We start from the raw sequence: 12,824 nt of genomic DNA, 5'->3' as shown, positions 1-12,824 counted from the left end.
AGTTCCTAAATTAATGTTTAGACATGAGGTCTAAATGAATATTTTTACTGAAAAAGAAGCGATTATAACTTAAAGTTCTTTTCGATGGCTTTAATCATTTCACCTGCAACATCTTTGTTGGTAGCGCCTTCAATTCCTTCAAGACCCGGAGATGAGTTTACTTCAAGCAACAAAGGCCCTTTTGAAGAACGGATAATGTCAACACCGGCTACTTTTAAATCCATAGCTTTTGCAGCTTTTATGGCGATTTTTTTCTCCTCGGCAGTCACTTTTATAACAGATGCTGTTCCACCTAAGTGAATATTGGCTCTGAATTCTCCAGGCATAGCTTCACGTTGTATTGCAGCTACCACTTTACCGTCGATCACAAAACAGCGAATGTCTTTTCCGTTGGCTTCCTTAATAAATTCCTGAACAAGGATGTTTGCATTTAAGCTTTTAAAAGCATTGATCACACTCTCTGCAGCTTTTTTGGTTTCTGCTAATACAACACCTTTTCCCTGAGTTCCTTCTAGTAATTTCACGATCAAAGGCGAGCCTCCAACCATTTTAATTAAATTGTCGGTATCCAGCGGTGAATTGGCAAATCCTGTAGTAGGGATGTCGATTCCGCTGTTTAAAAGCAGCTGTAACGAATAGAGTTTGTCACGCGATTGGGTGATGGCTGTTGCTGAATTCAGTACAAAAACCTTCAATGCTTCAAACTGACGTGTTAAAGCACAACCGTAAAAAGTAATACTTGGTCGGATTCGAGGGATGATAGCATCAAACTGGTTTAGTATTTTCCCGCCACGATAGTGAATTTCGGGAGTTTTGGCATCCAGTTTCATATAACATTCTTTGATATTCAAAAAATGCATTTCATGTCCGCGCATTTCACCCGCTTCCATGATTCTTTTATTGCTGTACAATTCGGGATTACTGGCTAAAAGACCAATTCTTAATCCTGAGCTTGCTTTTTCAGAGTTTTGGTACAATTCTTTTAAGGCTTCAGGGCTTGGCTGTCCTAAAAGGTATTTTTCTTCGGGATCAACCAATACACGTCCGCTCATAGCTTCACGGCCTAAAAGCATTCGGAAGCCCATAGAATCCCTGTTGGTCAGGGTCATTTCGATAGGCCATTTGATATCGCCAATTTTTAAATGGGTCTGAATCACGTAGCGGTGTTCTCTAAAACCACTTGAGCTTTTTACAATTCTTTTGTCAACCAGCGGTGCTTCACAATGAATGATGGTTTTAATATTATTCTGAATAGGATTAATATCGAATTTCACCCAATTGGCATCATTTTTTATAAAAGGAGCTATGTTTATAGCGTGCATTGCCGAAGTTTTGGCACCAGAATCCACACGAGCCTTGATTGTCGGGATCCCTAGTTCTGGAAATGAGCACCATTCTTCGCTACCTAAAATGACTTTGTTTTGAAGCATACGTTGTTTTTTATTATAGAATTTAATAGCCAAAAATAGCTATTTGCTTTTATTAAAGATAGCAAATTTTCCAAAAAAAATGCCCGTTATGTTATGAAAACGTAACGGGCATGTTATTCTTGTTATAAATTAAAACTAATTTATTGATTAGTCGGCTCTTCGGCTTTGTGGATTTCTACAGATAGTTCCTGAGAATCATCTTTCAGGTCCATTAAGATTTCATCACCTGAATGTATTTTTGAAGTGATGATTTCTTCTGCTAACAAATCTTCAACATATTTCTGAATCGCTCTTTTTAGAGGTCTTGCACCAAATTGTCTGTCAAATCCTTTTTCAGCAATAAACGCTTTCGCTTTATCGGTAAGACTTAAAGTGTATCCTAATTCTGAGATTCGGCTGTACAATTTTTTAAGTTCAATTTCGATAATCAAATCAATATCAGCTTTTTCTAAAGCATTGAATACGATTACGTCATCAATTCTGTTTAAGAACTCAGGAGCAAAGGTTTTCTTCAATGCATTTTCGATAATGCTTTTTGAGTTTTCATCGGCCTGAGCTACTTTTGCAGCAGTTCCGAATCCTACACCTTGTCCAAAATCTTTCAACTGACGCGCTCCAACATTAGAAGTCATGATGATAATCGTGTTTTTAAAGTCGATTTTGCGACCTAAACTATCCGTTAAGTATCCGTCATCTAAAACCTGAAGCATCATATTGAATACATCCGGATGTGCTTTTTCGATCTCATCTAAAAGAACTACACAATATGGTTTTCTGCGAACTTTTTCAGTCAACTGTCCACCTTCTTCGTATCCAACGTATCCCGGAGGCGCTCCAACTAAACGGGAGATTGCAAATTTCTCCATGTATTCACTCATGTCGATACGGATTAACGCATCTTCAGAATCGAATAATTCTTTTGCTAAAACTTTTGCCAATTGTGTTTTACCAACCCCAGTCTGACCCAGGAAGATAAACGAACCAATTGGTTTGTTCGGATCCTTAAGTCCGGCTCTGTTACGTTGAATAGAACGTGCAATTTTTAAAACAGCTTCATTTTGTCCGATTACTTTATTCTGAATCAATTCAGGTAATTGGGCTAATTTGTTGCTTTCTGTTTGTGCAATACGGTTAACAGGAATTCCGGTCATCATCGAAACAACATCGGCTACGTTATCTTCTGTAACTTCAATTCGGTTGTTTTTAGAGTCTTCTTCCCATTGTTCCTGAGCGACAGCCAGGTCTTTTTCGATACGTTTTTCGTCGTCGCGAAGTTTGGCAGCCTCTTCGTATTTTTGTTTTTTAACCACCATGTTTTTCATCTCGCGAACTTCTTCTAACTGACGTTCCAAGTCTAAAATTTGTTTCGGAACATCAATGTTAGTAATGTGAACGCGTGATCCTGCTTCGTCCAGAGCATCGATAGCTTTGTCCGGTAAGAAACGCTCAGACATATATCTGTTTGTTAATTTAACGCAGGCTTCAATAGCTTCCTGGGTATACGTAACATTGTGGTGATCTTCGTATTTGTCTTTTACATTGTTTAAGATGGCAATTGTTTCTTCAACAGAAGTTGGTTCTACAATTACTTTTTGAAAACGTCTTTCAAGAGCGCCGTCTTTTTCAATATATTGTCTGTACTCGTCAAGAGTAGTCGCTCCAATACATTGAATTTCGCCTCTTGCCAAAGCAGGTTTGAACATGTTTGAAGCATCAAGTGAACCTGTTGCTCCACCAGCGCCTACGATGGTGTGGATTTCGTCAATGAAAAGAATGATATCATCGTTTTTCTCCAGCTCGTTCATTACGGCTTTCATTCTTTCTTCAAACTGACCGCGGTATTTTGTTCCGGCTACTAAACTGGCCAGATCAAGGGTAACCACACGTTTGTGGAAAAGAATACGGGATACTTTTTTCTGAATAATGCGCAGAGCCAGTCCTTCCGCGATAGCAGATTTACCAACTCCCGGCTCTCCAATAAGAAGCGGGTTGTTCTTTTTTCTACGGCTTAGAATTTGAGAAACGCGTTCGATTTCTTTCTCGCGTCCTACAACCGGATCCAGTTTTCCTTCCTCTGCCATTTCTGTTAAATCTCTCCCAAAATTGTCCAGAACCGGAGTCTTGGATTTTTTGTTTGACTTATTGGCGGGATTGTTAAAACTACTTTCTTTAAGACTGTCATCTTGTCCTGAATCGTCATTATACGATTCGTTTCTTGGCAAGTTTTCTAAGAATTCTTCTTCGTTTGGAGTCATATTTAAATATTGTTCTTTAGCTATGTCATAATCTATTTTTAGTTTATTCAATAGCTTGGTTGTTGGATCGTTTTCGTTTCGTAAGATGCATAAAAGCAGGTGCGCCGTGCTAATCGACGAGCTTTGAAATACTTTTGCTTCCAGAAAGGTGGTCTTCAGGGCTCTTTCCGCCTGACGCGTGAGATGAAGGTTTTTCTTTTCGGCATTTACTTCAACGCTTTGATTGGCTGGACTAAGTATTTCTACCTTCCTGCGTAAATGATCTAAATCGACTGCAAGGTTATTAAGTATATGAATAGCTTTTCCGTTTCCATCTCTTAAAATGCCTAGCATTAGATGTTCAGTACCAATAAAGTCGTGGCCCAAACGCAAGGCTTCCTCTTTACTGTAGGTAATAACATCTTTTACTCTTGGTGAAAAATTATCATCCATAATATATAATTGGTATTGTAAATTTAGTGAATTACTGTTTGAAAAACAAAAACCGTACCCATCAGCATCTCCTGACAGCTAAGTGACAAAAAAAATAACAATAAAAGCGTTAAAATACGCTTAATTTATTAACTAAAACCTAAAATAAAGTTGTTAATAAATCATTGAAATAAGTGTAAGCAAATAGCTGAAAAAATTTCAAAAAAACGTATCTTGGCACGCTTTGAAACTAATATAATTATTTAATATAACAACTTATGTCTGAAGGAGAAAAGTTAATTCCTATTAACATAGAAGATGAAATGAAATCAGCTTACATCGATTATTCGATGTCAGTAATCGTATCGAGAGCACTTCCAGATGTTAGAGATGGCTTGAAACCAGTGCATCGAAGAGTTCTTTACGGAATGTATGACTTAGGAGTAACATCAAGATCTGCCCACAAAAAATCTGCAAGAATCGTAGGAGAGGTTCTGGGTAAGTATCACCCGCACGGAGATACCTCGGTATATGATGCGATGGTACGTATGGCTCAGGAATGGAGTATGCGATATTTATTAGTGGATGGTCAGGGTAACTTTGGTTCTGTTGATGGCGATAGCCCGGCAGCAATGCGTTATACCGAGGCCAGAATGCGTAAGATTTCTGAAGATATCATGGCAGATATCGAAAAAGAAACGGTTGACTTTCAGTTGAACTTTGACGATACTTTATATGAGCCAAAAGTAATGCCAACAAGAGTTCCTACTTTATTAGTAAACGGAGCTACAGGTATTGCCGTTGGTATGGCAACCAATATGCCGCCACACAATTTAACCGAAGTAATCAATGGTACCTTAGCGTATCTTGATAATAACGATATTGAAGTTGACGAATTAATGACGCATATTAAAGCTCCGGATTTTCCAACCGGTGGTGTAATATACGGTTATGAAGGAGTTCGTGAAGCTTTTAAAACCGGTAGAGGACGTATTGTAATGCGTGCTAAAGTAGGTTTTGAAGAAGTAGACGGAAGAGAATGTATCATTGTTACCGAGATTCCATATCAGGTAAACAAAGCCGAAATGATCAAACGTACGGCTGATTTGGTTAACGATAAAAAAATTGAAGGTATTGCGAATATTCGTGACGAGTCGGATAGAAACGGTATGCGTATCGTTTACATTCTGAAACGTGATGCTACGCCAAACGTAGTTTTGAATACCTTATATAAATATACTTCATTACAATCTTCTTTTAGTGTAAACAATATTGCACTGGTAAAAGGTCGCCCACAAATGTTGAATCTGAAAGATATGATTCATTATTTTATTGAGCACCGTCACGATGTAGTAGTAAGAAGAACGCGTTTTGAATTGCGTAAAGCTGAAGAAAGAGCACATATTTTAGAAGGTTTAATTATTGCTTCGGATAATATCGACGAAGTAATTGCGATCATCAGAGGGTCTAAAAATACCGAAGAAGCCCGTGAGAAATTAATCGAAAGATTCAATTTGTCAGACATTCAGGCCAGAGCAATTGTTGAGATGCGTTTGCGTCAGTTAACAGGTCTGGAGCAAGATAAGTTAAGAGCTGAATTTGACGAATTAATGAAGTTAATCGAACATTTGAAAGCCTTATTGGCAGATGTCGATTTAAGAACGAATTTAATTAAAGAAGAACTGGAAGAAATCCGTGAAAAATACGGAGATGAGCGTCGTTCTACTATCGAATATTCAGGTGGAGATGTTAGTATCGAAGATTTAATTGCCGATGAAAATGTGGTGATTACAATTTCACATGCCGGTTATATCAAACGTACCAACCTTACTGAATATAAAACTCAAAACAGAGGAGGAGTTGGACAAAAAAGTGCAGGAACAAGAGATCAGGATTTCCTTGAGCATATGTTCGTGGCAACCAACCACCAATATATGATGTTCTTTACACAAAAAGGAAAATGTTTCTGGATGCGTGTTTACGAAATTCCGGAAGGAAGCAAAACGGCAAAAGGTAGAGCCATCCAAAACCTGGTAAACATTGAGAGCGATGATAAAGTAAAAGCTTTCATTTGTACACAAGACTTAAAAGACAAAGATTATATCAACAGTCACAATCTTGTAATGGTAACCAAACAAGGACAGGTTAAGAAAACATCTTTAGAGAAGTATTCTAAACCAAGGGTAAATGGTGTTGCTGCTATTACGATTAAAGAAGGTGATGAGTTATTGGAAGCTAAATTAACCAACGGAGAGAGCCAAATTATTCTGGCAGTTAAATCAGGTAAACTGGTTCGTTTTGAGGAAACTAAAACGCGTCCGATGGGAAGAACTGCTTCAGGAGTTCGTGGAATTACTTTAAAAGACGATACCGATGAAGTAATTGGAATGGTAACCATTGATAAAGAGAATGTTAACGATTCGCAAATTTTGGTGGTAACAGAAAACGGATACGGAAAACGTACTAAATTAGTTGACGACGATGGTGAGGATGTTTACAGAATTACAAATCGTGGAGGAAAAGGAGTTAAAACCCTTAATATTACCGAGAAAACAGGAAAATTAATCTCTATCAATGCGGTAACAGATGCTGATGATTTAATGATTATCAACAAGTCTGGGTTAACGATTAGAATGGCTATTGAAGATTTACGTGTAATGGGGCGTGCCACTCAGGGAGTTCGATTGATTAACTTAAAAGGTAAAGATTCTATTGCTGCGGTAACAAAAGTAATGAAAGATGATGTTGCCGAAGTTGTTGTAGACGAAGACGGTAACGTGATTGAATCGGTTATTGAGAGAGTGAAACCAGACTTAGAAGTTCTTGAAGATGATGGTGTTGTTGAAGACGATGACGACGATGATGATTCAGAAGAAGAATTAGAGGATGAAGATGATTCTGAAGAAGAGGAATCTGAAGAATAGTAGAAAATAAACCACTTATAATTAAATACACAAATTGAATATTATGAAAAGTAAATATGTAATACTTGCGTCAGCATTATTGATTTCAGTAGCTACTTTTGCTCAGAAGGATCAGATTAAGAGTGCTGAAAAGGCATTAAAAAGCGGAGATGCTCAGGGAGCACTTACGATATTAAAAGATGCTGAAAATATGGTAGTAAATGCCAAAGATGTTGAACAAGCACAATACTATTTTGTAAAAGGTAATGCTTATTTAGATTTGGCAAATAAAAAAGTAGAAGAGGGGAAAAACCTTTCTCTTGCTGCTGAGACTTATAAAAAACTAATTGATGTTGAAAAAGCATCTGGAAAAGTTAAATACTCTACTCAGGCTGCAGCTTCTATTACTGAAATAAAAGGAAAATTGATTAACGCTGCAATTGCAGATTCTCAGGCAACCAAACATGCTGATGGAGCAAAAAAATTGTATGATGCTTATTTGTTAGACAAAAAAGATACAATCAACTTATACTATGCAGCTTCTACAGCTGTAAATGCTCAGGATTTTGATCTTGCTTTGCCAATGTACGAAGAGTTAAAAAAATTAAACTATTCAGGAAAAGGAACAAGCTTCACGGCTGTTAATAAAATTTCTGGTAACGAAGATGGTTTTAACAATGGTAAAGAAAGAGATTTAGCGGTAAAATTAGGAACTCACGAAAAACCTAAAACAGAAGCTATTCCTTCTAAAAGAGGTGAAATTTACAAAAACCTGGCTTTAATCTTGGTTCAAAAAGGACGTAGTGAAGATGCTAAGCAAGCTATTGCAGATGCAAGAAAAGCAAATCCGGAAGATTCTTCTTTGATTTTGACAGAAGCGAATTTGTATTTAGAGTCTAAAGATTACGAAACATACAAAAAGTTAGTAGGTGAGGCTTTGCAAAAAGATCCAAACAATGCTGATTTAGTTTTTAACTTAGGAGTTATCAGTGCTAATGCAAAAAATACTGCTGATGCTGAGAAATATTACCTAAAAGCAATCGAAATCAATCCAAACTATGCTAATGCTTACCTTAACCTTGCAGCATTAAAATTAGAAGCTGAAAAACCAATCATTGATGAAATGAACAAATTGGGAACTTCTGCTAAGGATATGAAACGTTACGATGTATTGAAAGCACAAAGAGAAGGTGTTTTCAAAGGAGTTATTCCTTTCCTTAAAAAAGCAAACGAGTTAGATCCTAAAAATGAGGATGTTGCTAAAACTTTATTAGGAGTTTACAAAGCGTTAGAAATGACTGCTGAAGCCAAAGCGTTGAAAGCTACAATGAATTAACGAGAGTTTATAAAACTCAATAGTTTTAAATTCCAAAATCCAAATTCCAATGATACCAAGTATTGTTGGAATTTGGATTTTTTTATTGCTAGGTTGAAATCTCAATAATTTAAAGTTTGGAATTTTTCTATTAGATAATAGCTCAATACTTAAAGAAAACAAATTCCAAATCCCAAAATCCAATGATACCAATTGTTATTGGAATTTGGGATTTTAGAGCTTGGAATTTGGATTTTGAGATTTGGAATTTATTTAAGCTTTAGTCTTAAGCGACTAGTGTAGCAGATAATGTGATAGTAGTATTTAAAAGTTTGGAAATCGGACAGATTTCTTTTGCTTTTGCTGCTGTTTTTTCGAATTCTTCTGCTGAAATACCAGGTACTTTTCCTTTTAGATCTAAATGAATCAAAGTGATGGAGCCGTCTTCAAATGTTACTGCGGCTTCTGTATTTAAGTCATCTGCTGTGTAACCGCCTTCGTTTAGTAAAAAGCTCAATTGCATCGTAAAACATCCGGAATGAGCTGCAGCAACAAGTTCCTCGGGATTTGTTCCAACGCCATCTGCAAATCTTGTTTTAAACGATAGTTGTGCGTTGTCTAAAGTGGTGCTTTGCGTACTGATTGTTCCTTTTCCTTCCATGCCTGTTCCTTTCCAGTTGGCATTTGCTTTTCTTGTAAATTTCATTGTAATGTAATTTGAATTAATAATTAATTTGATATTTTATGGATTGTCACTAGATAATGCGACTTTCAAATATAGTTAATTTTCTTACATAATTGCATTGCAAAGTTGAATAAAACGTTAAATTTTAGATTTTAGGTGGATGTGATTGAAGGTTTTACCGCAAAGTGCGCAAAGATTTTTTATCAGTTATGCCTGTATAACGCAAAGTTCGCAAAGCTTTCTGTTGCTATAACTTGGTGTGTTTTGCCTGCTTTGGTGTCAATAATGCGGATGTAGTTGTGAAGTCCCTACGGGACAGTTTTATATTAGGGAGAGCTGTGTGGTTACCAATGTGCAATCTCTACGAGATTTTTTTAGGCTTCTATTGTAGTAAAGTAAAGCGTTTAGTTTCAGCCAAAGTGCTCCTTTAGGAGCAAAATATTGTTAGTTTAGTTATTATGGTATTTTTCAGATACAATGCTCCTTTAAGAGCTAAATATTTATAGCGCTCCATTAGGAGCATGATATAGCTAAGCAGTCATCCCTAATAGAGAAATGTCCCGTAGGGACTACATGTCGGTGGCCGGAATAATTTACGTTAAGCTGCTTTCAAAGACAGTTCAAAAGTTTTGATGGAGATTTTAAAGCATAAAAAAAACTGCAGCGAATTTCTTCACTGCAGTCTTTGTATTTAAATGGCTTCGACTTTGATCGATCGGATAATTATTCCTGATTTAAGTTGCGCAATTGTTTTAGCTTTTCTTTCCAAACGTCAAGGCTTTCTTTGTGAATGGCAATGTTTTTACGAACTTCAAGTACAATCGAATTTTCTTTTTTGGCATTTTTTGTATTGGTAAAAAACTGGATGTTGTTTTCCAATTGGAAAATTTCATTTTGAACTTCTTCAATTTTGCGCATTAAGAAAATCTTTTCATTGTCTAATTTACGTGTATCGTTACTGTCAGACAAAGAATCAATTCGGTTGGAGAAACGCATCATTTCGGTTTCTTTTTTACTCAAACTTAGTTTTTCAAAAAGAGCATCTAAAATTTTATTGAACTTCCCTTCAATATGACGTCTTGCAAAAGGCACTTTTCCGTATCCTTTCCAGATTTCGATGTGCGCTTTAATCGCATCCAGATCTGTTTTGTGATCACCGGTTAGCTGGTAAGCTCTCAGAATGTCTAAATATGCTTTTTTGTTGTCGAAAGCAGCTACTTCATCAACGTTTTCTTCTGATTTGTGCTCTTTTAATTTATCAAAATAGTGATTGCAGGCATCTTTAAATTCTTTCCAGATTTTATCAGAATACTTTTTAGGAACGTGACCAATTTGTTTCCACTCTTCCTGAATTTGTTTCATGATAGGAGTAGTGGCAGTAAAGTCGGTGCTTTCCTGTAGTTCTTTGGCTTTTGCTACTAAAGCCATCTTTTTGTTTAAATTGTCGTTTTGATCTTTTTTAATGTCTTTGTAAAATGAATTTTTAAAAGAATTAAAGTTTCTAACGGCAGTTTTAAAAGCGGCCCAGGTTTCTTCATTTACTTCTGAAGGGACTTTTCCGGCAGCGAAAAACTCATTTCTAAGGCCTTCTACTTTTTGAATTTGTACCAGCCACTGTGAGTGAGAATTTACTTTTTCGGTTCCTAAAACCTCAATTTTTGCAATGATCTCTTTTTTAACGTCAAGGTTATTTTGTTCGTTTGCTCTTTGACTTTCAAACAAAACCTCTCTTTTGTCGTGAATTTTTTTAGTAAGCTCACTAAATCTGTTCCAGATCGTATCGCGGTGTTCTTTAGAAACCGGTCCGATATCTTCTTTCCAGATGCGGTGTAAGTCCTGTAATTCACGGAACGATTTGCTAATGTCGGTTTCGTTCACCAATTCTTCAACGCGAGCAATTATCTTTTGTTTTTGTTCCAGATTGTGTTTGAAGTCTAAATCTCTGGCTTCACGATCTAAATGCAGATAATCATAAAAATTTTCTACATGAAAATGATAATTGTTCCATACATGGTTGTATTTGTCTTTCGGAATTGCACCGGCATTCTTCCATCTTTCTCTTAAATCATTAAAATGTTTAAGTGTGTCTTTGATGTTTTCCTGCGGGTTGATTAGTTCTTTTAACTCTTCAACGATGGCAAGTCTGTTTTCTAAATTCGATTTCAGGTTGGTTTGTAAATGTTTAAAATGAGCATTTCTTTTCTCTCTGAAAACATTATAGTACTCGTCAAATTTAGATTTTAAAGGAGAGTGGTATTCGAATTCTTCATTCGGATCCTGTTTAGAAGCGTTGAATTCTTCTTTTTTCTCTTCTATAAGGTGGTTGTATTGTAATAAAAACGACTTTTTGATTTCTTCGATATGATCTTTAACCGACATTACTTTGTCAGTATTAATCAGTTTTTTCAATTCATCAACAAGCGCATCCAAAGAAAAAGTGTCATAATCCTGCATAGGAATCTCGTGGCGCTCTTTAAGCGTCTCGTCTTCACTTTCTTCGGCATTCGAATTTGTTATGGCATCTAATGCAGTTTGATGATTGACTTCTATAGCTTCAGCAGGGACTTCTGATTCAATTTCAGGGTCTGAAATTGTATTTTCAGTTACTGCATCGGCATCAGCTGTTTCAATTGCACTATTTTGAGTAGAATCGTTAGTATCGATTTCTAATTTTCCGTCTGCTTCTTGCAGGTTATCATTCTTTTCTTCTAACATTTTAAATGTATAAGGTTTTTATTTTAAACAGAGCGAAAGATAGTAAAGGTGTTTCTAACTACAAAATAATTCGTTTGTTTATACGTTATTTTACGATGAAATTCTTACTAATTGGTTTAATTTAAAGATATCATGCGGGTTTTTTTGTTGATTTTTTGAAGTTAATTTAAATTATAAATTGCCGGAATTTTTAGAAAATGAAAAAGAAAATGATAGTAGTAAGGCATCATAAGTCATTTTATTTCGATTAGAACAAAGAAAAAGCTGTTTTAGAGTATTAGGTATAAAAACAACAAACCCGACAGGTTTTTGAAAACTGTCGGGTTGAGATATTTGAAGTACTGTTCTGTTTTGATTTTTTATTTGTTCCAGATTTTCCATGCTTTTTCCGCCTGAAAAATAAGCATATCGTAGCCGTTTTTTATAATGGCACCCTTTTTCTTAGCTCTTTTTAAAAACTCGGTTTCTGCCGGATTATAAATTAAGTCGTAAGCGATATGTTTGTCGGTAAAAAACTCGTACGGAATATCAGGGCAAGCGTCGGTGTCAGGAATTGTTCCTACAGGTGTACAGTTAATAATGATCTGGAAATTATCAAAAGTAGTCGCATTGATTAAGTTATAATCAATGATGTTTTCTTTGGCTTCTCTCGAAACAAAAGTATAGAGGATACCTAACTCATCCAGCGCAAAAGCGACCCCTTTTGAGGCTCCGCCTGTTCCCAGAATCAATGCTTTTTTATGATGCGGTTCCAGTAAAGGTTCTAATGACTTTTTGAAACCGTAATAATCGGTGTTGTATCCTTTTAATTTTCCGCTTTTGGTAAACTTAATAGTGTTTACAGCACCAATTAAGGCTGCTTTTTTGGATAGCTTATCTAAGAATGGAATGACTTGTTCTTTGTATGGAATCGTAACATTTAAACCTTTTAAATCGGGATTGTTTTTCACTAATTCTGTGAAATAATTGATTTCAGAAATATCGAAATTTTCGTAGCTGTTGCCGGCAAAAACTTCATCGCTAAATTTTTCTGTAAAATATCCTTTTGAAAAAGAGTAACTAATATTACGGCCTAGCAAGCCAAAACGTCTTCTTAAAATATCAATCATT

At 36.0% G+C, this 12,824-nt stretch carries 7 protein-coding genes; 2 read left to right on the top strand and 5 right to left on the bottom strand.

The features are described 5' to 3' along the window. Positions 1-62 precede the first annotated feature (62 nt). Both rimK and ACN1CN_RS03170 read right to left on the bottom strand, forming a co-directional pair. Complete coding sequence (gene rimK, locus ACN1CN_RS03175) at positions 63-1,430, bottom strand: 30S ribosomal protein S6--L-glutamate ligase (protein ID WP_264523549.1); 1,368 nt, start codon at positions 1,428-1,430, stop codon at positions 63-65. Between the two features lie 140 nt (positions 1,431-1,570). Continuing rightward, the gene (locus ACN1CN_RS03170) at positions 1,571-4,117 is read right to left on the bottom strand and encodes an ATP-dependent Clp protease ATP-binding subunit (protein ID WP_264523550.1); all 2,547 of its coding nucleotides are present in this window, start codon (positions 4,115-4,117) and stop codon (positions 1,571-1,573) included. Positions 4,118-4,374: 257 nt separating this feature from the next. Here ACN1CN_RS03170 and gyrA point away from each other — a divergent pair, with 257 nt between their 5' ends. Together gyrA and ACN1CN_RS03160 are read left to right on the top strand one after the other, a co-directional pair. After that, a complete protein-coding gene (gyrA, locus tag ACN1CN_RS03165) occupies positions 4,375-7,020 on the top strand; it encodes a DNA gyrase subunit A (RefSeq protein WP_264523551.1) in 2,646 nt (881 codons plus the stop codon). Between the two features lie 43 nt (positions 7,021-7,063). Beyond that, positions 7,064-8,335, top strand: coding sequence for a tetratricopeptide repeat protein (locus ACN1CN_RS03160; RefSeq protein WP_291286529.1), 1,272 nt, complete (start codon positions 7,064-7,066; stop codon positions 8,333-8,335). Positions 8,336-8,600: 265 nt separating this feature from the next. Here the strand turns inward: ACN1CN_RS03160 and ACN1CN_RS03155 are convergent, their stop codons facing one another. The 3 genes from ACN1CN_RS03155 to ACN1CN_RS03145 form a co-directional block, all read right to left on the bottom strand. Next, a complete protein-coding gene (locus ACN1CN_RS03155) occupies positions 8,601-9,020 on the bottom strand; it encodes an OsmC family protein (RefSeq protein WP_419134631.1) in 420 nt (139 codons plus the stop codon). Between the two features lie 702 nt (positions 9,021-9,722). Continuing rightward, positions 9,723-11,714, bottom strand: a complete 1,992-nt coding sequence (locus ACN1CN_RS03150) for a DUF349 domain-containing protein (RefSeq protein ID WP_419134630.1) — start codon at positions 11,712-11,714, stop codon at positions 9,723-9,725. A 359-nt stretch (positions 11,715-12,073) separates the two neighbouring features. Beyond that, positions 12,074-12,823, bottom strand: coding sequence for a shikimate dehydrogenase family protein (locus tag ACN1CN_RS03145; protein ID WP_264523555.1), 750 nt, complete (start codon positions 12,821-12,823; stop codon positions 12,074-12,076). Position 12,824: the final 1 nt, after the last annotated feature.

Origin of the sequence: Flavobacterium sp. T12S277 (assembly GCF_048514875.1) — a bacterium.
GTDB lineage: Bacteria > Bacteroidota > Bacteroidia > Flavobacteriales > Flavobacteriaceae > Flavobacterium.
The sequence above is the reverse complement of the archived record's forward strand: the minus strand, read 5'-3'. Positions and strand labels throughout refer to the sequence as shown.

What these genes read in the sequence shown, in the direction of transcription:
- rimK (WP_264523549.1), bottom strand. Translation starts at nt 1,430, where the DNA reads ATGCTTCAAAACAAAGTCATTTTAGGTAGCGAAGAATGGTGCTCATTT.
- ACN1CN_RS03170 (WP_264523550.1), bottom strand. Translation starts at nt 4,117, where the DNA reads ATGGATGATAATTTTTCACCAAGAGTAAAAGATGTTATTACCTACAGT.
- gyrA (WP_264523551.1), top strand. Translation starts at nt 4,375, where the DNA reads ATGTCTGAAGGAGAAAAGTTAATTCCTATTAACATAGAAGATGAAATG.
- ACN1CN_RS03160 (WP_291286529.1), top strand. Translation starts at nt 7,064, where the DNA reads ATGAAAAGTAAATATGTAATACTTGCGTCAGCATTATTGATTTCAGTA.
- ACN1CN_RS03155 (WP_419134631.1), bottom strand. Translation starts at nt 9,020, where the DNA reads ATGAAATTTACAAGAAAAGCAAATGCCAACTGGAAAGGAACAGGCATG.
- ACN1CN_RS03150 (WP_419134630.1), bottom strand. Translation starts at nt 11,714, where the DNA reads ATGTTAGAAGAAAAGAATGATAACCTGCAAGAAGCAGACGGAAAATTA.
- ACN1CN_RS03145 (WP_264523555.1), bottom strand. Translation starts at nt 12,823, where the DNA reads ATGATTGATATTTTAAGAAGACGTTTTGGCTTGCTAGGCCGTAATATT.